Here is a 21,806-nt window from a genome sequence, read left to right on the forward strand (position 1 = left end):
ACACATTGGTGACGAGTAACGAACCATATCTACAAGCGCAAGATGGCAGAAGTGGTATTGAGCTTCACGTAAAAGAATTGTATTTTCTTGCTGGAATCATTGGATCTGATCGCTTGCTTGGGATTGAGGATCCATTTCGGGGCTATCTAACTGAGGAAATTGCAGAAGAATGGAATAAGGTCAAAGCTGCGCTGCTGCGCAAGGGATACTTAACGGAAGAGCCTGGAGGCAGAGAGCTGGCTATGCCATCTCACGTCTATTCAACGGTAGCGGTAACGGGATTGGCAAATCGCTCTTGCTGGGTTCGGTTTTCAAATGCAGCAGATGAGGGGCCTAATCGCGAAGTATACGAAGGCTATTTTCATTTTACGAATGAACTAGTCATCGAACGAGCACAGAAGCGGCTCCAACCGGAAATTTGCTCCTTTCGAGAATATGACTCGACGAATGAGGCATGTTCTGTCATTGTGAACCGCATGAACTGGGCTGATCAGCCGGAAAGCGAGATAGCTGCTGTTATGCTGTCCAAAAGGCATTTCCATAAACTCTATGAGCATGCAGATGATCTTACCGTAGAGCAAATGACAAGTCAGCTAATGACCTTCGATGGAGAGGAAGCGGGAGCAATGGCCCTGGCGCATTCGCTGAAGCATCGTACCGCAGAAGGGGAGCTCTTGTTTCTTGTGTGGAATGAGAAAAGCTGGGATGTACAGGGAGCTGCTTTTCTCGTCGGAGGTTCCCGCAATTGGCTTATTCGGCAAAGCTCCAAAGGTGATGAGGATTGGCTGACTGCTACATTAACAACAAAGGAACAACTTGAAGGCCTGTTAATCGAGTGGGAACGCCAGCATTCTATAGAAGAAGGAAGGTGACATCGTGCGCATTATCGTAACGCCGGATGCGCTTCGTCAGGGGAGCCGTCAGTTGCAGGCAACAGCGGAGCAATTAAATGCGATTCAATCGTCATTGGAACGTTCTCTGCAGACGCTGGAGTGGGAGGTTTCTATTAAGGCTGCGATCGGAGAAAAATGGCAGCAAGCTTCTCGGTTATCGGCTCAAATACATACGCTTTTGTTTGATTTAAGCCAGCAGCTTCAGTCCAAGGCGGATCAGTTTCAATCAGCTGATCAGCAAGCGCACCCGATTCTAGGCCATGCCTATCAAATCGGTTCGGCGGCGTCATTATATTCAACGATAGGGATTGGGGGGGCATCACTGATTATCCCTGCTCTAGGGACACAGGTAGGCGCCATATCGAACCCAAATGCGGTTGTTCGGGCGATTGGCACACAAGAGGATAAAGGTTCAGGCGGTTGGAATTGGAAGCCAACGACTCCTGAAATGTATGGCTATGGCAAAGACGGATACCGCATGATCAATATGGCGAAGAGCGGGTTCAATGTGAATGTTCGTGGAGACGGCTACGTGACAATCAGTGGTGCAAGATCGAAATTCGCACTGTCTGAGGGGATTCAAGGAACGAGATATGCGGCATCGAATGCAGCGAATCATGCAAATGTGTGGAAATTCGTTGATCCAGTAGTTGCAGCAAAGGAATCGCTCTCTATCAAGGGATGGAGTGCCAAGCTTGGATATGCGGGGCTTGCATACGATACAGGTACCGCAGTCATGACGGATTACGAGAAGGGTGGCCCTAGTCGTGCAGCTGCCAGTACTGTTGTGAATGGATCAATCGGAGTAGGTACCATGGCAGCGAGTGCTGCCGTGGGAGCCTGGGTAGGTTCAGTCGTTCCTGTTGCCGGCACTATTGTAGGGGCAGGAGTAGGGTTAGCAACAGGAGCTGCTATCTCTATGGTTACGGAGGTAACCATTAATGGCAAGTCTATCAAGACCCATGCGGTTGATGCCGTTGACACTGTGGTGGATACCGTGACTGATACCGTTGCGAACGGAACGAAAGTGGCAACTGATGCTGTTCAAGATGGCGTTAAAGCGGTGAAGAGCGGTGCAACGAAGGCTGCTGGCAAAGTCGTGAATAAGGTTTCAGATATGTTCGGTTCAGTAGGTAAACTACTGCCTAGTTGAAGCTATTAAAACGGGGCTAATAGACTAACCTAATTTATGACATAGGAACTATATTATGATATTTATTTATCGCTCTGTAGGATCAGAATACTGCTCATGTTATTTGTATATTGGTTAATATGATCAGCTCGTCGCATCGCGTGTGCAGCTTCGATAAGAATTGTAGGATGCAAGAGTAGAAAGGGAAGGATGAATTATGGGGAATCAGACTGAACAACAACATGTTGGGAATGGAGAGGATGCATTGCTTCCACTCGGCTCTATCGTACTGCTGCATGAAGGAAGCAAAAAATTAATGATATATGGCCGCAAGCAGCTGCAGATCACTACGAACCGTTTGTTCGACTATTTGGGAGTCATATATCCTGAAGGGTATATTGATGAGAACTACTCCTATTTGTTCAATCAGGAAGACATTGAAATGATTGTCCACGTTGGCTATACCGATGTGGAAGAAGAGCAGTTCCAACTCGTACTTCAGAGCGTTCCTCAGGCTCAGGAGTCCACATTTTAGAATTAGGACTGCAGACTCTTTTAAATTTGTAATAGATTTCATGTACAATTATTAATAGAAATATTTGCATAATTTATTTGTCGTTCAAATGTCTATGTCTACCAAAAGGAGGAACAAACATGGCAGGTCGCATTTTAATTACACCGGAACAGGTTGATCAAGTGTCGAATCAATTCAAGCAGGGTGGAGATCAGAGTCAACAGATCGTAGCTACCCTGACACAAGCTATTCAAGGAATGGAAGGTCAATGGGAAGGGATGACGAAACAGCGCTTCTTCCAAGAATTCCAAGAAGCAAGCAAGCAGATGCAATCCTTCGTTCAAACCTTGAACACAATTAGCGAAGAATTGAAGGCTATTGCGCAGAAGTTCCGCTCTGTGGATGAACAGCGCTAATCGTTCAATTCTTACTTGAATACGAAGAGGAAGCCGGGCGTAAGACACTCCCGGTTTTTCTTACATCATACAGATGCATCATCTCGGGAGGATAGGAATTATGTCATTTCAGCCACAATCAGGAGATACGATCATTATTCAAGATATCGAATATCGGTTCGGCGAACATCCGGCAGCTCCTGGCCTCGTATATGCGCAGGCTGGCAGACAGGGTGTCATCTATCAGCTGCTTCCAACCCGAGGAGATGCTGTAGAGGCAAAGGCGCTCAAAGTGTTCCATCCGAAGTATCGTATCCCTGCGATGGTATATCAATCTGAGCTGCTCGATACCTATAGTGAGCTTCCAGGACTAAGCGTGTGCAGTCGGAACGTATTGACCCCTGAGAAAAACGGAGGACTTATCCAGAAGAGCACGGATTTGCTCTATGCAGTGGTAATGCCGTGGATACATGGCCCGACGTGGCTGGATATCGTTGCAGAACATAATCGGCTGACACGCCAAGACAGCCTGCAGATTGCCAAATCGCTCGCACGAGTATGCTCCGGTATGGAGCAGCGAGGTCTGGCACATTGCGATTTGTCTGCGCCGAATGTCATGCTTCCGTTTTTCTCGGAAGTTAAGCAGAGTTCGAAGGCATCATCGATTGAACTGGTAGATGTGGAGCAGCTCTATAGTCCTAAGATGGATCGACCGGATGTGCTGTTCAGTGGCTCTCCAGGATATGCTGCACATCGTGCGCTGCTGACAGGGATGTGGAGTGCATATGCAGATCGATTCGCAGGCAGCATTCTTCTTGCAGAGATGCTTGGTTGGTCATCTCAGCAGATCGTGGATAAGGCATGGGGCGAGAGCTATTTCGACCAACGTGAAATGCAAACCTCCTGCGAGCGTTATGAGGGATTGAAGCATGTATTAACAGAACGATATGGCGGCAAAGTATCGGATCTGTTCTCACGCGCTTGGGAAAGCCAGGATTTGAGCAGTTGTCCGACCTTCGGTGAATGGTTGATTGTGCTTAATGGCGTAGCCGAGGAAGAACAGATCGTTATAGACGTTAAGCAGCAGAATGCGCCAGAAGGAACGCAAGCGATTCATGAGCAGCGTTCAGAGGATAAAGCGATAGATGAAGAGGCGGAAGGATGCACAGAGAATTCTGCTGTACAACCCGATGCAGTATCCGTCCCCCTTATTCCTGCTCGGGCTGATGTTGATCCGGATGTGGTCAATCGCCTGTTCCGGCAGGCAAGAGAATTAGAAGAGCAAAATCAACTGCAAAGTGCCTTGGAAGTATACCGATCGGCTCATCATTTTGTTGAGAAGGAAAGTCCGATGCATATTGAGCTGGCTGCGGCGATTCAAGACTTGGAGCAGAAGCTTGCAAGGGAAGCCGATCAAATGCCACGGTCTAAGGTCAAGCTAGGGAATCGAGCGATTGCGATCATTAGTGTAGCGTCAGCACTCCTATTGCTTGGCTGTGGAGCTTTTGTGGTGAATCAGATGAACGAAGATGCGGTCAAGAAGGCTGCGGAAGAACAAGCGCTGCTTGACGCGAAGACTCAACAGTTGAAGGCGGAAGAGGAACGGAAGCAGGAAGAAGCAAAACGGCTTCGTGAGGAAGAACAGCGCAAGGAGGAAGCGCGCAAGCAAGAGGAACAGCAACGCAAGGAAGATGAGCAGAAGCGCATAGAGGAACAGCAGCGCATCAATAAGCTGGAGGAACAGAAGAAGAAGGATGCGGAGCGGAAACGCCTGCAGGCCCGGTATGATCAACAAGAGCAATATGAGAAGTATGTGGAGTGGAAGAAGAAGCGGGATGAACAGCTGAAAATAGAAAAGGCTCGCGAGCAGGAGCGCAAACGGCTGGAAGCGGCACAGGCCGCACAGGCTGCGGAGAAAGCTGCTCAATTAAAGAAGATTCGCAGTCGTGATGTGGTACTGCTGATTGCTTCTTACAATAAGGCGTATAATGCACTATCAAGAAATAATGTGAATAATGCTTCAAAGTATGCATTAGAGTTTACAGAACGGTATGAAAAGGATCCAGACTACTTCAAAAATGTAGGCAAGGTGGGGACGAGGGCCGGACATATTTATAAGTTCTTGAATGATACGTCCTATATGCTGCCTGACATTTAGCGCGGATCAGGCACGATTGAAATAACATGCTATGAGGTGAATTGGACGGATGAACTACACGATACAGGCTTCACAGCGCACGCCTGCACTTCTCATCTATTTAATTGATATCAGTGCTTCCATGAATATGACGATGGCCGGAAGACGACGAATCGATGTAGTATATGACGCATTATCCCAAGCGATTCGACAGATGGTATTCCGTTCTACGAAGGGAAATCGTCTGACACCGCGCTATCGCATTGCAATATTGGCCTACAGTGACGATGTCTATGATGTGCTGAATGGCATCAAGGGAATTGACGAGATTGCAAGCATGGGGGCATTACCTGATTTGACGCCGGTTCGCTTCTCTGATGCAGCCAAGGCGTTCCTTCAGGCAGAGAGACTGCTGGAGGCCGAGCTGTCTCATATGCAGGACTGTCCCGCTCCGCTTATTTGCCATATGACGGACGGAGTTGCTACCGGGGATGATCCAGCGCCAATTGCTAGGCGGATTATGCAAATGAGTGTGCCGGACGGCAATGTGCTTATCGAGAATATATTTATTACGGATCACATGTTGGATACACCAATTGAAGAACCCCGCAGGTGGAAGGGAATCGTGCAGGATACCGTTCTTACCGATGAACATGCACAGAAGCTGCGAAGCATGTCTTCGATCTTGCCGGAAAGCTATCGTGAGATGTTGGTGGAGGCGGATTATCACCTCTCATCAGGAGCCTACATGATGCTGCCCGGAAATTGTCCAGAGCTGGTCTCGATCGGATTCCAAATGTCTGCCGCTACTCCTGTGCGCTAATTATTCCTAACGAAGGGAATTCACAATGAGGAGAGATTGCAGGAAGCTATTCAATCTCCGTATGCCTATTGTACAACGATACAGCTTGGATTACGTAAGAAAGGCAGGGTGAATCCGATTGAGTCTGACATCCTTTCACTACCGTTGTTCCCAACAGGTGGATCAGCCGTTAATGACGATCGAGCAATCCTCTTTTCGCTGTAGATTTGCTTACGCACGAGCGGGAGAGACGGCGCAATATAAGGATAACAATCAAGATTATTTGGCCTTTCGCATAGATGGTGGTTCGCTCAGCTTTGTATTATGCGATGGGGTCAGTTTGAGCTACCAAGGAGATTTTGCTGCGAGGTTTCTAGGTGCCCATCTATTGGGCTGGATTGCTGTTCAGTCTGAATTGAATGCCGAGTCTTTGCATGCTTATCTGGATTCTCTACGTGATGCAGCAGCTGAGCAAATGTCTGGGCTGCCGATTCCCTCGGGACTCCCTCCACTTGTGAAGGAAGTATTGGAAGACAAGAAACGAATCGGGAGCGAGGCGATGTTCACCTGCGGGCGGATCGATGGCACTGATGGAACGGATGAAGCAGAGCCGTATAGTCGAATATGGCTTGCATGGCATGGGGACGGGCGACGTCGGTTATGGCAGCATGGACAAGAAAGCTGCAATCTGTTCGAGACTTCCAGCTCAAGTGGAGAACGGTGGTCAGTCTATCGTGGTCTCATCGGCGGAAGAGCTCATACCTTGCACCACCATATTGAAGGCAATGCACCCTTTCGGCTGATGGTGTATACCGACGGGTTATCCGAATTGGACAGCCTGCCGTATCCGCCTGCAGACGAACTGCTTCGCCACAAGCTGGAGCATCGAAATGGAGAAATGCTGGAGGATGATGTATCTCTGCTCGACATAAGCTGGTCATCTTGCGGAAAATAAGGAGATATGACAATATATCACATGCCGAACGCTTGCGAGTAAGGTATAATCGTAGCAAAGGAAATTTGAAGCTGGGCCTCTCTTGTCTATCTGCAGATACAGGTGACGAACTGCGGTGCTCGACAAATGGGAAATAAAGAGACGGCATCCGAGCTGAGGAAGGTTGCCACATGAAGAGAAAACACGCAGATCGCTACGATTGGAAACGGATTTTGTCCAAGCAGTTCGCGCTAACTGAAGTAGATTCTCCGGAATTTACAGGCTACATCTCTCTGATTAAATTCAATGCGGTGCGGCAGCCGTTAACAGTGACAATGGACGGGAAGAGAATAAAGCTCGTAGATACAGGATATTGCTGGATGCAATATTTCCCCTTGCATGAGCATTATTCCATTACGACTGTATTTGATGAACAGGGAGAGGTTATGCAGTGGTACGTGGATGTTTGTGAACCGGTCGGAACGGATGATCGGGGCATCCCCTATTTCGACGACTTGTACCTGGACGTTGTGCTGCTGCCATCGGGCCATATCTTCCTCTTGGATGAAGATGAGCTGGAAGAAGCTCTGGAGTGGGGACGCATTACCCATGATCAATACAGCACAGCTGTGAAAGAAGCTTCCCGACTCGTTCATGAAGTGAAGGAACACCCATTAGTTAGACGAAGTAAAGAGGACTTTATAATGATGCAGCAATTGCTTATGCCATGAGAGAAGACTGATATCAGTCTTCTTTATTCTTTATAGCACTTGTTCGCATTTCTGCATAACTTGACCCGTATTTAGATCCTATCTATAACTGGAAGTTATTTCGTATTGGGAAACAGTAGGCTAGTCTAGTTCTAGTCACCTATTAGCCAACCAATTTTCAACTCTCATTTGACCAAGGGATGGATGAGGGTTGAAACTTTTTCCATACCTGATGCGTCTAAGATATGTACCTTGCAAATCGTGCATGCGCAAGAAGATTTAACTCAGTTAGGTCAGCCAAGTTTGTTATATCAAGCAGAGGATGCATTTCCAGGTCAGCAGACCAGCCCAACAGCAATTGTCATGTATGCGCTCACACTGGCCTTGCTTCTTATCGCTGCTGTACTCACATTGCGCAAATAGGAAGGAAACGTAAAAGAGTAAGTCAGCCGGACATGAAAAGGGTGGGGTCAAATGCATTTTCCAGTTGTATATTCTACATTATGCGAGCAAGCACTTAAGGAATGGATAGAAGAGAATTATGCTGTAGGCAAGGTTCAGCGGGTTGAATTTTTGCTGCGCGGAATGAACGATACCTATAAGGTGCATGGCGATGACGCCCTGTATATTTTCCGTGTATATCGTGGAGATTGGAGAAGACACCAGGCAGTGGTTGAATTTGAGATGGATTTCCTTCTTCATCTACAAGCTGAGGGGATATCCGTATCCTTACCGATTACGGCATTGAATGGGGAACGTGTTCATCCGCTCCAAGCGCCTGAAGGTATTCGATTTGGCGTCCTGTTCACCTATGCTGTGGGAGAAGAACGCTCAATCGACAATGCCGACATTAGCCGATTGTTCGGACAAGCAGTAGCGCAGCTGCACGGTGCAGCAGATACGTTTACAAGTTCATATGAGCGCCCTGTTATGGATCAGAATTATCTAATCGATAAGCCGCTGCAGGTGATTGCTGACCGAATTCAGCATAGGCCTGAAGATGTTCAGAAGTTGATGGCCATTGGCAGCGCATTGAAGGAGCAAATTACACAGTTCTCAGCGCTGGATTGGGGAGTGTGTCACGGGGATTTGCATGGAAATACTAATATTAGTTACAGCGGCGATCAGACGTATACTCATTATGACTTTGACTTGTGCGGTTATGGCTACCGCGCTTATGATATAGCAGAATTTCGCTTGGCTCGTGAGGTGCGCTTAGGCAATGATCCTGGAAAGCTGTCAGAGTTGTGGGATGCATTCCTAGAAGGCTATCAGTCTGTACGTCAACTTCACGAAGACGATATTCGAGCAGTTCCCGTATTCGTTGCTGCACGTCAGTTGTGGTTAATGGGACTATGTCTCCATGATTTGCATATTGTCGGAAGCATCGATTCGGGCGATGATTTTATTGATGAGAAGATGGAGTATTTCAACTCGCTGTCTGTTGAATTCGTAGGTAATCTATAATAAGTTCATCGATAGAAGGAAGTAAACAAGCGACTTAGCAACTTAGGAGGGACATCATGAATGTAAAGAAGCTGCCTAGAGAGCAGAAGGAAAAATGGATAGAGGATTTGAAGCAGTATTTTGAGACAGAGCGTGGAGAATCCCTGGGCATGTTCGAGGCAGAGGAGCTTGTTGATTATCTACTGAAGATGTTCGAGCCGTACTTATATAATCAGGCTATCGAGGATGCGCGTGCGATGTTGGAGCAGCGTATGGCTGGCATTGAAGAGGATCTATATGCAATGAAGAAATCGGAGAAGGGCAGCAGATAATCATGCCTTTTACCTTCGCACATCTACTGTATGCTGCGCCTGTTCAGTGTCTTGCGCGGCAATACTTAAGTGTGACGGGGCTAGTTCTTGGAAGTATGACACCTGACTTTGAATATTTTATCATGCTTGAACCGTACCAATTGATGGGCCATATGTGGAAGGGATTGCTGTTGGAGGCAATCCCTCTGTGTGCATTGTAATGGATGCAGCATTTCTTATCCAAGGTAGGACTTTCTGTTGAAGTGTATTGAATATATTCGATGATGAACTCACCTGTAGAGGAGGGTGTCAATTGCAAATTCGAAAAGCGATGGCTGGCGATGCGCCTGGTATTGCGCGTGTTCATGTCGACAGCTGGCGCACTGCCTATCAAGGGATTGTATCAGATACTTATTTGTCTAGCTTATCTGTACAAGCTAGACAAAATATGTGGGAGCATGCAATAGGACAGTTGACAGCGGACAAGTGTATTTATGTCGCAGTACAGGATACTGAGGAAATCGCAGGTTTTGCGATGGGTGGCCCAAGCCGGAGCGAACAATTTCCGGATCGAGCAGAATTATATGCACTCTACTTGCTGTCGACCGTTCAAGGACAAGGGCTCGGCAGCAAGCTCGTTTCACACGTGATGGAGCATTCGAAATCGTTCGGACATACGAATATGTTGGTATGGGTTTTGAAAGGGAATCGTGCTCTTCAATTTTATCGTCGTACCGGTGCAATAATCGTCGGCGAGAAAGAAATTGAGATTGGCGGAGAACCGCATACGGAAATCGCTATGGAATGGGGACAACTGTCGATATAACAGGTAGGATCCGACTACTCCGTTGTGAACAATTGCTCACCGCACACGTGAAGCGGGACAGATACTACATTATACATAAGTAGGTGATTTGCAATGGCTTCAACGATACATTATCAATTAAAGCAGTTGGAAGGTTCCACGGCATTATACGCTTACGCTACGGAGGCAGGCGAGAAGAAAGGGTTGTTCGAAGTCGACTTTGTAGAGTATGAACGGATGTGTCAGAAAGGGCAAGTACCTTCGATAGAGGATACAGTTTATTTAATACGCAAGAGTGAGCATGACTCTAACTTTTATGGGGGAATACGTGTGTTTTTCCACCTATACAAGCATTATCTACAGCATGGTGCATATGCCCAGGAATATGGTCAGATGGCGTAAGTTGCATGCTAATGAATCCACACACAAACTCTGTCATTCACTTGATTCAACCATGCAGGTGAGAAGTGAGAGACAGCTTAGAGGAGGATAATCATCTTGGAAGCACTCATTATTCCTACGGAAACTCGCAACATCCCACTAGATTTGCTGCTGCTTGCTGATCCGGAAGAAGCTGCCGTGAATCAATACTTGCATCGCAGTATCGGTTATACATTGAATGTGAATGGAGAGACGATTGGAGCTGTACTTCTGCTTCCGACGCGCCCCCACACCCTTGAGCTTGTGAATGTGGCGGTTGCAGAAGAGTGGCAGGGCAAGGGCTATGGCAAGCAGCTTGTACAGCATGCCATTCAGTGCGCTCGAGAGCTTGGTTATCAAGTGCTGGAGGTAGGCACTGGGAACTCCAGTCTGTCACAGCTCGGTTTATATCAGAAATGCGGCTTCCGTATTTGCGGAATCGATACCGATTTCTTCGTCATTCACTATGATGAACCGATCGAAGAGAATGGAATTCCTTGCGTAGATATGATTCGTCTCCGCCTTATCTTGTAAACGTGTACTATAATGGATAAATAGATAGATAGATTTGCATTTATCCATACGTTGATAAGAGTGGGAGCGTGTTACCGATGAATCATTTTACCGATGAAGAAATTCGCATCATTCGAGATCAGGCATTGTCCATTGAGCGAGAGGGGAAGCTTCCGCAGCAGTTGCTGCAATGGATTTATGAGCGTGGATTGTTCAAGCTGTTCGTACCAGTTGAATTACAGGGGAATATGACAGAACTTCCCGAAGCGTTGAAATGGTTCGAGCATACGTCCTGGATTAATGGCAGCTTCGGCTGGCTCGTAACGATTGGCTCTGGAGGTGGCTTCTTTGCACCATTTATGACGCCAGAAGTGGCGAAGGATGCTTATACGAGGAAGGAAGCGGTTGTAGCAGGATCGGGGCATCCAAGCGGCACGGCTGTGAAGGTTGAGGGCGGATACCGGGTGAATGGGCGCTGGAAGTTCTGCAGCGGCTCCACATATGCGACTGTGTTCACCGCCAATTGTGTGGTTCAAAAGCATGCCGAATCGGATACTGGAGGGGAATCAGCAGCGGAGCCGGTCATTCGTTCATTCGTATTCTGGCCGGATGAAGTTGAGATCGTGAAGGATTGGAACGCATTTGGCCTGAAGGCTACTGAAAGTCATTCCATAGTCGTACATGATGTATTTGTACCTGACGAACGAACCTTTAGCATTATGGAGCCAAATGGTCTTTACGATAACCCGATATACAGCTATCCGTTCCTGCCATTTGCAGAAGCATCGTTCGCTGCTGTAAGCATAGGGCTGGCAATGCACTTCCTGGAAGAGGCACGAAATATTGCGGAGCGGAATCGCACTGTATGGGAGAATGCTTCGGTGAACCGTTATGATTCTATATCGAATAAAATCATCATTCAGAACGAATTGCTGACGGAAGCGATAAGTGCGTTCTATCAAGCTATCGAGCAATCGTGGAACGAGCATACACAAGGCAAGGTACTCACGGACACGGATGTACAGGAAGTATCACTTCGGTGTAAGGAAGCTGGACAAGCAGCCTTATCATCGGCCAATGCGCTTTTCCCGTACTTGGGCATCCATGCAGTTATGGAGGATGCGCCAATCAATCAAATATATCGGGACTTGCAGACTGTGTGTCATCACTCATTGTTAGTGAAGTTTGATTAAGTAAGAGGTATACGTCACTTCCAAGATAGCTTGGAAACGATATGAAAAGGCAGAGTAGAGATAGGAGGAACGTCTCCTGATTCTCTTCTCTGCCTTTATTGCTTGGTCTGAAATAATTGGATACATCCTAAACGAGATGGCAGGCTACATAATGGCCAGGCTTGGCTTCACGGAATTCCGGAACAGCAGCCGCACATCGCTCAGTTGCCGCGGGGCATCTCGTACGGAAATGACAACCGCTCGGTGGATTGATTGGACTTGGGAGTTCACCGCTTAATACAATTCGCTCCTTCTGCGCCTCGATATCTGGATCGGGAACGGGAATGGCGGACATGAGCGCTTGCGTATAAGGATGAAGCGGCTCATTGTAGAGCGTCTCACTATCAGTCAGTTCAACCATTTTACCCAAGTACATGACGGCCACGCGATCGCTAATATGCTTGACCATGGACAAATCATGGGCGATGAACAAGTAGGTGAGTCCAAGTCGAACCTGCAGATCCTTCAGCAAGTTAACGACTTGTGCTTGGATGGATACATCAAGCGCGGAGATCGGCTCATCACAAATAATGAGCTTTGGATCTACGGCAAGCGCGCGAGCGATGCCGATCCGCTGTCGTTGGCCGCCTGAGAACTCATGCGGATAGCGAGTAGCGTGATCTGGATTCAAGCCAACAAGATCAAGGAGATCTTCGATCCGCTTCTTCTTTTCTGCGCGGCTCGCAGCCAGCTTGTGAATATCGATAGCTTCTCCAATAATATCAGAGATGGTGAGCCGCGGATTAAGCGAAGCGTACGGATCTTGGAAGATCATCTGCATTTCACGGCGCATCGCTGCCATCTGCTTGCGCTTCAGGCTGTAAATATTCGTTCCATTGTAGATTGTCTTGCCGCCTGTCGGCTCGTAAAGGCGCAGGACAGTTCGTCCTACAGTGGACTTCCCGCAGCCGGATTCACCAACCATACCGAGGGTCTCACCCTTATGGATGGTGAAGCTGACATCGTTAACCGCTTTTAATATATTGCCGCGGCCTAGATTGAAATACTTCTTCAATCCCTGTACTTCAAGCAATGCCTCTCTGCTCATCGAGCCACCTCCTGCGCCAGCGGATGGAGAAGCCAGCATTTCGCTTGATGCGAATCGCCTACCTTCGTTACTTCCGGATCGTAGGACATGCAGACTTCCATCGCTTCATTGCAGCGAGCGCAGAACCCGCATCCTGCTGGCGGCTTAATCAGATCTGGCGGTGTGCCGTAAATCGGAATAAGCGGCTCCTCCTTCTTCTGATCCAGACGAGGCAAGGAACGGAGCAAGCCCTTCGTATAAGGATGCTGTGGATTTTTGAATATATCCCATTTCGTTCCGGTCTCAACGATTTTACCAGCATACATAACAATGACTCGGTCGCATAGATCAGCGACAATTCCGAGATCATGTGTAATTAATATAATGGATGTGCCCATCTCCTGCTGCAGCTGTTTCATAACGCGCAAGATTTGAGCTTGTATAGTTACGTCAAGCGCTGTAGTCGGTTCATCTGCGATTAGCAGGGATGGTTTGCAGGCAAGTGCGATGGCAATCATCGCGCGCTGGCGCATTCCTCCCGAGAATTCATGCGGGTATTGCTGGAAGCGGGAATCTGGATTCGGAATACCAACCATAGACAGCATCTCGATAGCCCGTGCCTTCGCCTGTGAAGCGGTCATTTGTTGATGCTTCATTAATACTTCAGTAATCTGTCGACCTATCGTCATCGTCGGATTTAATGAAGTCATGGGATCTTGGAAGATCATGCCGATGTCCTTGCCGCGAATCGATTGCATGTCACGTTCTTTCAGCTTCAGCAGATCATTTCCCTTGAAGCGTATCTCGCCTTGCTTCACCTTGCTAGGTGGGCTTGGCAGCAGCCGCAATATCGATTGCGCCGTAACACTCTTGCCACAGCCGGACTCGCCTACGATCGCCACGGCCTCGCCTTGATTCACATGAAAATTGATACCGCGTACTGCCTTCACCTCGCCGCCACGGACGTGGAAAGAGACGTGAAGGTCGTTGATTTCCAATAAAGGCTTCATATTCGTCATCCTCCTCGTCTACTTTTTCATCTTCGGATCGAGTGCATCACGCAGTCCATCGCCAAACATGTTGAATGCAAGCATCGTCAAGCTGATAAAGAATGCAGGGAATGCGATACGCCATGGATAGACGGTCATCGCCTTCAATGCATCGCTAATCATCGTTCCCCAAGAGGCAGCAGGGGATTGTACACCAAGCCCGAGGAAGCTAAGAACCGCTTCGCCGAAGATCGATACAGGAATTGCTAAGGTTAGCGTAACGATAATCGGGCCGAGTGAATTTGGAATCAGATGCCGGAACAAGATCCGTGCTCCCGATGCGCCGAGCGAACGGGAGGCAAGGACGAACTCCTGATTTTTGAGCTGCATCATTTGCCCGCGCACAATCCAGGCCATATTTATCCAGCCAGTGAAGCACAGTGCCAATATAATAACGCCAAGACTTGGTTCTAGTACTACTACCAGTAGAATGGCTACAAGAAGGTCAGGAAGTGTGAATATAATTTCAGATGCCTTGTTCATGATTTCATCGAGTTTGCCTCCCACATACCCCATAATGCCGCCATATATGACGCCGACAATCAGGTTAATGAGGGCTGCGGAGAAGCCGACGATAAGTGAAATACGAGCGCCCATCCAAGTACGGGCGAACATGTCGCGGCCGAGATCGTCCGTGCCGAACCAATGCTCTGAGGAAGGTGGCAAATTCGTCTTGTCCAAATAATTGGTTTCGTAGTCATAAGAAGTTAACATTGGTCCGATGATGGCCATAATAATGAGCAGAACAAGAATAACGAGGCCTGTCATTGCTGCCCAATTGCTGCGCAATCGAAGCCACGAATCGCGCCAAGCGGATATACTCTCGCGTTCGATCGCCTCCGCCGCATGTTCGTCGATGTTCGCTTTTTTGAATTGCTCGGGCTTGATAGGGGGCTGATGCAATGGATTCTGTTTGTTGTAGGTAATCATGCCGCTTTCTCCTTTCCTTTGGCAAGCTTAATGCGAGGATCGATAACACCATAAGCCAAGTCAGTAAGGAAGCGAGCCACCATCAATATAACGCCATAGAACATAGTGATCCCCATGATGAGAGAATAGTCGCGGTTCGTAATACTCATTACGAATATTTTACCAAGACCACCGATTCCGAAAATATGCTCCACAATGAATGAACCGGTAACAATACCTGCAGTAAGTGGGCCAAGATACGTAACAACAGGCAAGATTCCATTGCGTAAAATATGTCTGCGCACAATGACACCAGCAGACAGACCTTTGGACCTGGCTGTCTTAATATAATCAGAATGCAGAACCTCCAGCATACTGGAGCGAGTTAATCTGGCGATGAAAGCAATCGGTAGAGCTGATAGCGCAATGGTGGGCATGACATAGGTGAGGGGGCCTGCTAGTCCAAAGACAGGAAGTAGCTTCAGTTTTACCCCAAGCACGTATTGCATAAATGAGGCAAGAACAAAGCTTGGGACAGACACGCCAACGACAGCGAGTACCATGGAAGACGTATCAATCAGCTTGCGATGCCGCATTGCTGCAGCAATACCGAGTCCTATTCCAATCGTAACGGCCACGATTAATGCACAGATACCGAGCTTAAGTGAGTAGGGAAAGGATTCGCGGATGGCCTGAACGACTTCACGATCCTGCATTTTCATGGAAATACCAAGATCACCTTGAACGAGCTTGTTCAAATAAACGACATACTGTTCATATAATGGCTTGTCGAGTCCATATTGTTCCATGAGCCTTGCACGTATTTCTGGAGGAACGGCTTTCTCTGACAGAAATGGGTCGCCTGGGACAGCCTTCATCAATAGAAAGGTAAGTGTAGCCAGAACCCATAAGGAAATGATGAGATACATTAGCTTGGTAAGGACATAGCGAATCACATTCCACCAGCCTCCTGAAGGATAATTTCAACCTATAATGCTAAAGTCGGGATACATATGAACATTGCCTGCATATGTACCCCGACTATTTACATGCTCAATGTCACGATCGATCGATTAGTGTTCTGCAATATAACCGCGAGTGAAGTTTATTTGTCCTTGGTAGTCGATAAATACATTTTTGACGTACGGCTTCTGTAAATGGACATTTGTATGATAGAAAATCGGTATGATCGCCATATCGTCTGCAATCAGCTTCTTCTCAGCTTGCTTAATCAAGTCCATACGTGCATTTGGATCCACAGATATCTTCGCATCTTTCACCAGTTTATCGAATTCAGGATTGTTGTACCCAATATCATTATTGCCGCTGCCAGTCGTATACAGATCGATGAATGACATTGGATCATTATAGTCTGTCGTCCAGCCGGCGCGAGCGACTTGATAGTTCAATGCCGTCCGGTTCTTTAGGAAGACACCCCACTCCTGATTTTCAACCTTTATTTTCAGTCCAAGCGTATTTTTCCACATATTCGCGACGGCTTGAGCAACTTTCTTATGCATTTCATTGGTATTGTGAGTGAGTGTAAATTCAGGCATTTCTGTCAATCCGGATTCCTTCAAGCCTTTTTCGAGAAGAGCCTTTGCTTCAGCAGCATCTTCCTTGAAATAGGCGCTGTCATCAGATTCATTGCGATACTCATCATTTATCCCTGCGATACCTTTCGCAACAATACCAAATGCAGGTGTTTGACCACCCAGCGTGACTTTCTCAACAATTTGCTTACGATCAATAGCCATTGCCAGTGCCTTGCGAATATTGACATTGTCGAATGGCTTCTGCTTATTGTTGAACAGGTAGTAATACGAGGATGCAATACCTTTGATTTGAAGCTCATCTGGCTTCGACTCCTTCAGCATCGCAATTTGGTCGACCGGAATTTCACCAGTCGGCTGACCTGCGAATTCAAGTGCTCCCGTTTCATACATACTGACTTCGGTACCAGGATCCTCGACAATTGTAATTTGTACTTTCGTAAATTTGATTTCATCTTTTGCATAGTAGTGTTCGTTTGGAACCAGTTCAAGTGAGTTTTGATGCTTCCAGTCTGACATTTTGAATGGGCCGTTCGATATGATAGTACTTGCCTCAGAAGCCCATTTTGAATCGCGGGCATCCGTGTGTACAGGGTAGTAGGATTGGAAGGAGAGTAAGCTTAAGAAGTAAGCAGTTGGAGTCGTGAGTTCGACTTCCAACGTGTAATCGTCAGTGGCTTTCACTGCTACGGAATTTGGATCCGTGGATTTCTTCGTGTTGTAATCTTCTGCACCTTTGATGTAGTACAGCTGATAGGCATATGGTGGAGCTGGCAACATCTTAGGATCGAGAACACGTTTCCAAGCGTTCTCGTAATCTTTTGCTTTTACAGGATCGCCGTTCGACCATTTGGCATCTTTGCGGAGATGGAAGACATACTTGGTCTTCGTAGCATCTTCTTCCCAGCTCTCTGCGGTACCTGGAACAACTTTTCCGTGCTCATCCAATCGTGTGAGCCCTTCAAAGATATGGCTCAATACTTGGAAGGAAGTTGTATCCTGAGATGTACCAGGATCAAGGGAAGGAGGATCACTCTTCATGTTGAAGCGGAAGGTCTGATCTGAGGCGAGTGCCACGTCCTTGTTCTCTTCTTTTTTCTCACCTGTCCCGCTGTCGCCAGGTTTCTGAGTCTCGCTCGGCTTGGACTCAGGGGCAGGCGTGCTGCTGCTTCCGCAAGCGCTTACAAACGCACTTATTGCCAGTAAAAGCGTCAACATAAGCATCATGGATCTACGTTTCATACGTGTACAGTTCCCCTCTCAATGGAATAATCGTTTACACCATACGCCAACCTTACTAGATGCAGGTCAGAGGAGATAATTGACACCTGGTTTGTACCATATACTACCATAATGTTAGGTGTTCGTCTTTATCTTTTTCGATGATTTTATAAAAAATTTATCAAATTCGTAACGATTACCGCATTGACAGCTTGCCAATTAAGGTACAATTAACTGTTAGAACACTTTTATCAAGGGGGAAGACATATGAAGCCCATACGAAATTCAGCCAAGGCAATCATCATATACGACGGAAAAGTGCTGCTTACGAAAAACAAGGATCAGGAAGGATTCTTCTACCTGTTCCCAGGTGGTGGACAGGAACATGGAGAGCAATTAAGTGATGCGTTGAAGCGGGAATGTATGGAAGAAATAGGTTGCCATATCCGTGTGCATGACCTCGCGTACGTTCGTGAGTACATAGGTAAAAACCATCAATTTGCAGAATGGGATGCCGATGTCCATCAGGTTGAATTTTATTTTGTCGCTGAACTTGATGAGTGTATTCCTCCGGCGGAGCAAGAGGCTCAGATCTTTGCAGGAACGAATCCTGACGAGTATCAGGTTGGTGTAGAGTGGGTTGCCTTATCAGCCCTTGATCACATTCGAGTTTATCCTGCACAATTGATACCCAAGCTGCAGGGTAGAGGGGAAAAAGACGTCTACATGGGAGACACGAATTAACATATACGCTAACGTTTAACCTTCGGTATTTAAGAATAGCGTTGAAGGCTAGATCTGGGATGAGGAGCTCGATAGAGCTGCCTTATCCTTTTTTAATTGGCAGAAGATTGCTGCTTGCGAAATGCAACGACTCCAATTATAATGATAATGATTATCAATATCAATATTATGTACATAAACAAGTTGGAGGTTATATACATGAGCACATTGTTAATTTATGCGAGTATGACGGGGAATACAGAAGAAATGGCGGAAGCTGTGGCCGAAGGCGTCAAAGGAACTGATGAGGAGCTTACGATGAAGGAAGTCATGGATGCCTATGCATCGGAGATGGCAGAGTACGAAGGAATTCTGCTTGGCGCGTACACATGGGGGGATGGTGAACTGCCCGATGAATTCCTTGATTTCTTCGATGAGATGGATGATGTGGATCTGACGGGCAAGAAGGCGGCCGTGTTTGGTTCTTGTGATTCTTCGTACGCACAATATGGTGCCGCAGTAGACATTCTCATTGAGAAGCTGCGTCAGCGCGGCTGCGAAGTTGTGTTGGATGGCTTGAAGGTAGAATTGACGCCTAAGGCTGATGAGAAGGAACTGTGTAGACAATTCGGGAGTACTTTCGTTGGCAAGCTTCGTTCATAATCAAGTCTAGTTCTACCTCTGTTATTTCGCAATCATCCAAAGCGATAATTCTAATAACAGCATCTAAAACAGACATCAGCTCGTGTCCTTATTGAAGGTAACGGGCTGTTTTTCTTTGTTACGTTGAAGAGATAGATAGAGATAGAGCGTGGTTAGACAATAGCGGGAGGTTATGGCATGATCTTGTGTAGAAGAATAAGGTGAACCCCAGATCCATAAGGAGGGAAATCATGATGCGCAAGACCGAACTGTTCTTTCCCGTTCCAGTCCTAGAGACAGCCCGTACACGTATGAAGGAAATGACACTTCAGGATGCTGAGGATATGTTTGAATATGCCTCTGATGAAGAGATTTCGCGGTTTGCAACATGGCCTGCTCACCAGACGATTGCTGATTCGCATCGTTTTCTGAACTGGATTATCCAGCGTTATAGTCGCGGAGAGATTGCTCCGTGGGGAATTTACTGCAAGCAGTCGGAGCGGCTTATCGGCACATGCGGCTTTGGGAATTGGAATCAGCAGCATGCACGTGTTGAGATCGGCTATGCGTTGTCCAGATCCTGCTGGGGACATGGCCTCATGACAGAGGTTGTGAACGAGGTGATTCGTTATGGATTTACTTCGATGAAGCTTGTACGGATTGAAGCTAGATGCTACCCAGATAATACTGCCTCGATTCGCGTATTGGAGAAGTGCGGTTTTCAGCAGGAGGGAGTGCTTCGTAAGCATATTTTTGTAAAAGGGCGCTACGAGGATGTTCATTTGTTCTCCATTATTAACGAAGACCTGTTGGATGGGCAGCAAGCATAAAAAAGAGCAGTACAGGTAGGAACAGCCCGTATTGCTCTTTCTAGATTTCAGATCGATCCGCTCATTATTGCTGCGTACATCATCCAACCTTCTACCAATTGTTGAGCAGGGTAACGGTCTTCGTTTTGCTATCCCAGTCAAATTGATAAGTAAATACATTCTGCAGAAGACGAAGCGGGATAAAGGTTTTATTGTTAATAATTTGAGGGAATGTCGTGAGCACCGTATCCTTGCCATTCACCTTCATCTTGCCAGTTAGTGAGCTCCACGTAATATCTGATTTGTCCCCTTCAATATATACAGTATGGCTGTATGATTCCCATCGTACCTTCAAATTCAAATGCGTGCTTAGATCCTTAATAGGGATATATGTCAGCCCATTCTCGATCAAGGCGTCATGGGATAAGGTATTCCCATCCGTATCTACCACACGTACGACCGGAATCGGAGCCGGTTGCATTTGAACCTTATGCTCGGCACCATCACCAGCATAGGCGAAGCTTGAACCAATCAGTGTTATAAGTAGACAGCCTACTAGAATGGATAGGCTGTATTTCAATGTACGAGTAACATCTCTCATGTAAGCCCGAAACCCCCTTTAACAATAATAACGATGATAGAATGAAAAAGTTGCAACATTTAGAAGTCTTTTTTGATCTGGACAAGTACGGAAACGACGTGAGAAAATAAAAAACATGATTCTAAGCTATAATTGGTATAACAACGATTTCCTGTGGGGGAGTTCACGTTGGATAAAATTATCATCATCTCCTTACTAACTATGCTTATCCATTTATTTGAGACATTGTCCTATGCGGTTCGCTACGCGGGCGTACGTACAGGTAGACTTGCAGTTGCCCTATCATTAACCGGCATAATTGTCCTTGTATCTCGTACTTCAAATTTGCTTCAGGGCCCAATGACAGGGAAAATTATCGATTATGCAAAGCAGCATCCGGAATTTGATTTGGAAGGCCAGTTCCGTATTGTAATCGGCTCATCAACGGTAGGAACGCTGCTGGCAATGCTCTTTTTTCCAACGGCTGTCTTGATTGCAACTAGAGTGATACGTCATATGGAAGTGTCAGGCTCTATTCCGAAATTGATTTCATCCGTATCCCTCGATCAGATTCGGCATGTGAAGCATCATCTGCGAACGCCAACATGGAACATGCTCCGCTCGCTGCGGATCATGGGAATTCCGAAGCGCTTGCTGCTATTGAATTGTCTGGTCACCAGCATCTATACGATCGGGGTTCTGGCAGCACTGTACGCATCTGCATTGAATCCAGAGTATAGTACGGCCGCCTCGCAATCATCTGGACTAATTAACGGACTAGCTACGATCATACTCACGATCTTCGTCGATCCGCAAATGGCAATGCTTACCGATCGTGCAATGGGCGATGTGACAGAACGGAATCGCTTAGGTAAAATATTCGCGCTCTTGATGTTCTCAAGAGCGGTAGGTACAATTATCGCTCAGTTGCTGTTCTATCCAGCTGCTGCATGGATTGCTTGGGTCGTTCAAGTTATCTAGGTGATGAACTCGCATTCGACAAATTGTCATTACCCATATTTATGAAAAATGAACCGTTCTTCCCCGTG

The 21,806-nt window shown here is 46.9% G+C and carries 26 protein-coding genes; 20 read left to right on the forward strand and 6 right to left on the reverse strand.

What is annotated here, in order from left to right; all coding sequences use genetic code 11:
- Nucleotides 1-8: 8 nt before the first annotated feature.
- The 16 genes from ABN764_RS00660 to ABN764_RS00735 all read left to right on the forward strand — a co-directional run bounded on the left by ABN764_RS00660 (nucleotide 9) and on the right by ABN764_RS00735 (nucleotide 12,205).
- Entirely contained in the window at nucleotides 9-872 is an 864-nt protein-coding gene (locus tag ABN764_RS00660) for a hypothetical protein (protein WP_315744109.1), read from the forward strand.
- Between the two features lie 4 nt (nucleotides 873-876).
- The gene (locus ABN764_RS00665; protein ID WP_446670671.1) at nucleotides 877-2,046 is read left to right on the forward strand and encodes a WXG100 family type VII secretion target; all 1,170 of its coding nucleotides are present in this window, start codon (nucleotides 877-879) and stop codon (nucleotides 2,044-2,046) included.
- Nucleotides 2,047-2,242: 196 nt separating this feature from the next.
- Entirely contained in the window at nucleotides 2,243-2,560 is a 318-nt protein-coding gene (locus ABN764_RS00670) for a DUF4176 domain-containing protein (protein ID WP_021253117.1), read from the forward strand.
- A 119-nt stretch (nucleotides 2,561-2,679) separates the two neighbouring features.
- Nucleotides 2,680-2,955 carry a WXG100 family type VII secretion target gene (locus ABN764_RS00675; RefSeq protein ID WP_021253116.1) on the forward strand — a complete coding sequence of 92 codons (276 nt, stop codon included), beginning with the start codon at nucleotides 2,680-2,682 and terminating at the stop codon, nucleotides 2,953-2,955.
- A gap of 100 nt (nucleotides 2,956-3,055) precedes the next feature.
- Nucleotides 3,056-5,092, forward strand: a complete 2,037-nt coding sequence (locus ABN764_RS00680; RefSeq protein WP_446670672.1) for a coiled-coil domain-containing protein — start codon at nucleotides 3,056-3,058, stop codon at nucleotides 5,090-5,092.
- Nucleotides 5,093-5,141: 49 nt separating this feature from the next.
- Nucleotides 5,142-5,894, forward strand: coding sequence for a vWA domain-containing protein (locus ABN764_RS00685; protein ID WP_446670673.1), 753 nt, complete (start codon nucleotides 5,142-5,144; stop codon nucleotides 5,892-5,894).
- 118 nt (nucleotides 5,895-6,012) lie between these two features.
- Nucleotides 6,013-6,828 carry a hypothetical protein gene (locus tag ABN764_RS00690; protein ID WP_446670674.1) on the forward strand — a complete coding sequence of 272 codons (816 nt, stop codon included), beginning with the start codon at nucleotides 6,013-6,015 and terminating at the stop codon, nucleotides 6,826-6,828.
- A gap of 170 nt (nucleotides 6,829-6,998) precedes the next feature.
- Complete coding sequence (locus ABN764_RS00695; protein ID WP_021253112.1) at nucleotides 6,999-7,538, forward strand: DUF402 domain-containing protein; 540 nt, start codon at nucleotides 6,999-7,001, stop codon at nucleotides 7,536-7,538.
- 183 nt (nucleotides 7,539-7,721) lie between these two features.
- On the forward strand, nucleotides 7,722-7,940 hold the full coding sequence (locus tag ABN764_RS00700) for a hypothetical protein (protein ID WP_174811341.1): 219 nt from the start codon (nucleotides 7,722-7,724) through the stop codon (nucleotides 7,938-7,940).
- Nucleotides 7,941-7,991: 51 nt separating this feature from the next.
- Nucleotides 7,992-8,984 (forward strand): phosphotransferase, encoded by a 993-nt coding sequence (locus tag ABN764_RS00705; protein ID WP_174811342.1) that lies wholly within the window; start codon nucleotides 7,992-7,994, stop codon nucleotides 8,982-8,984.
- Nucleotides 8,985-9,040: 56 nt separating this feature from the next.
- Entirely contained in the window at nucleotides 9,041-9,295 is a 255-nt protein-coding gene (locus ABN764_RS00710) for a DUF2164 domain-containing protein (RefSeq protein ID WP_021253110.1), read from the forward strand.
- A gap of 2 nt (nucleotides 9,296-9,297) precedes the next feature.
- Nucleotides 9,298-9,495 carry a DUF4184 family protein gene (locus ABN764_RS00715; protein ID WP_174811343.1) on the forward strand — a complete coding sequence of 66 codons (198 nt, stop codon included), beginning with the start codon at nucleotides 9,298-9,300 and terminating at the stop codon, nucleotides 9,493-9,495.
- 92 nt (nucleotides 9,496-9,587) lie between these two features.
- The gene (locus ABN764_RS00720; protein WP_174811616.1) at nucleotides 9,588-10,100 is read left to right on the forward strand and encodes a GNAT family N-acetyltransferase; all 513 of its coding nucleotides are present in this window, start codon (nucleotides 9,588-9,590) and stop codon (nucleotides 10,098-10,100) included.
- A 93-nt stretch (nucleotides 10,101-10,193) separates the two neighbouring features.
- The gene (locus tag ABN764_RS00725; protein WP_021261872.1) at nucleotides 10,194-10,481 is read left to right on the forward strand and encodes a hypothetical protein; all 288 of its coding nucleotides are present in this window, start codon (nucleotides 10,194-10,196) and stop codon (nucleotides 10,479-10,481) included.
- Nucleotides 10,482-10,577: 96 nt separating this feature from the next.
- Nucleotides 10,578-11,033, forward strand: a complete 456-nt coding sequence (locus ABN764_RS00730) for a GNAT family N-acetyltransferase (protein ID WP_065291238.1) — start codon at nucleotides 10,578-10,580, stop codon at nucleotides 11,031-11,033.
- A gap of 77 nt (nucleotides 11,034-11,110) precedes the next feature.
- Complete coding sequence (locus ABN764_RS00735) at nucleotides 11,111-12,205, forward strand: acyl-CoA dehydrogenase family protein (protein WP_446670675.1); 1,095 nt, start codon at nucleotides 11,111-11,113, stop codon at nucleotides 12,203-12,205.
- Nucleotides 12,206-12,332: 127 nt separating this feature from the next.
- On the opposite strand, the gene ABN764_RS00740 is transcribed toward ABN764_RS00735, so the two are convergent.
- The 5 genes from ABN764_RS00740 to ABN764_RS00760 form a co-directional block, all read right to left on the reverse strand.
- Nucleotides 12,333-13,292: an ABC transporter ATP-binding protein gene (locus ABN764_RS00740; protein WP_090510259.1), complete on the reverse strand. Its 960-nt coding sequence runs from the start codon at nucleotides 13,290-13,292 to the stop codon at nucleotides 12,333-12,335.
- A complete protein-coding gene (locus tag ABN764_RS00745) occupies nucleotides 13,289-14,281 on the reverse strand; it encodes an ABC transporter ATP-binding protein (RefSeq protein ID WP_090510264.1) in 993 nt (330 codons plus the stop codon). The genes ABN764_RS00740 and ABN764_RS00745 overlap by 4 nt, the downstream gene beginning before the upstream one ends.
- 18 nt (nucleotides 14,282-14,299) lie before the next feature.
- The gene (locus tag ABN764_RS00750; protein WP_021253102.1) at nucleotides 14,300-15,250 is read right to left on the reverse strand and encodes an ABC transporter permease; all 951 of its coding nucleotides are present in this window, start codon (nucleotides 15,248-15,250) and stop codon (nucleotides 14,300-14,302) included.
- Nucleotides 15,247-16,185, reverse strand: a complete 939-nt coding sequence (locus ABN764_RS00755; protein WP_446670676.1) for an ABC transporter permease — start codon at nucleotides 16,183-16,185, stop codon at nucleotides 15,247-15,249. The genes ABN764_RS00750 and ABN764_RS00755 overlap by 4 nt, the downstream gene beginning before the upstream one ends.
- A gap of 117 nt (nucleotides 16,186-16,302) precedes the next feature.
- Entirely contained in the window at nucleotides 16,303-18,024 is a 1,722-nt protein-coding gene (locus ABN764_RS00760) for a peptide ABC transporter substrate-binding protein (protein WP_174811411.1), read from the reverse strand.
- A gap of 246 nt (nucleotides 18,025-18,270) precedes the next feature.
- Here ABN764_RS00760 and ABN764_RS00765 point away from each other — a divergent pair, with 246 nt between their 5' ends.
- The 3 genes from ABN764_RS00765 to ABN764_RS00775 all read left to right on the forward strand — a co-directional run bounded on the left by ABN764_RS00765 (nucleotide 18,271) and on the right by ABN764_RS00775 (nucleotide 20,198).
- Nucleotides 18,271-18,747: an NUDIX domain-containing protein gene (locus tag ABN764_RS00765; protein WP_446670677.1), complete on the forward strand. Its 477-nt coding sequence runs from the start codon at nucleotides 18,271-18,273 to the stop codon at nucleotides 18,745-18,747.
- A gap of 198 nt (nucleotides 18,748-18,945) precedes the next feature.
- Nucleotides 18,946-19,389, forward strand: coding sequence for a flavodoxin (locus ABN764_RS00770; RefSeq protein WP_446670678.1), 444 nt, complete (start codon nucleotides 18,946-18,948; stop codon nucleotides 19,387-19,389).
- A 230-nt stretch (nucleotides 19,390-19,619) separates the two neighbouring features.
- Nucleotides 19,620-20,198 carry a GNAT family N-acetyltransferase gene (locus ABN764_RS00775; protein WP_446670679.1) on the forward strand — a complete coding sequence of 193 codons (579 nt, stop codon included), beginning with the start codon at nucleotides 19,620-19,622 and terminating at the stop codon, nucleotides 20,196-20,198.
- A gap of 91 nt (nucleotides 20,199-20,289) precedes the next feature.
- On the opposite strand, the gene ABN764_RS00780 is transcribed toward ABN764_RS00775, so the two are convergent.
- The gene (locus ABN764_RS00780) at nucleotides 20,290-20,778 is read right to left on the reverse strand and encodes a copper amine oxidase N-terminal domain-containing protein (RefSeq protein WP_446670680.1); all 489 of its coding nucleotides are present in this window, start codon (nucleotides 20,776-20,778) and stop codon (nucleotides 20,290-20,292) included.
- 168 nt (nucleotides 20,779-20,946) lie between these two features.
- On the opposite strand from ABN764_RS00780, the gene ABN764_RS00785 reads away from it, so the two are divergent.
- Nucleotides 20,947-21,738: a lipid II flippase Amj family protein gene (locus tag ABN764_RS00785; RefSeq protein WP_021253095.1), complete on the forward strand. Its 792-nt coding sequence runs from the start codon at nucleotides 20,947-20,949 to the stop codon at nucleotides 21,736-21,738.
- Nucleotides 21,739-21,806 lie beyond the last annotated feature (68 nt).

It is taken from the genome of Paenibacillus wuxiensis (assembly GCF_040195695.1).
Classification (GTDB): domain Bacteria; phylum Bacillota; class Bacilli; order Paenibacillales; family Paenibacillaceae; genus Paenibacillus_B; species Paenibacillus_B suaedae.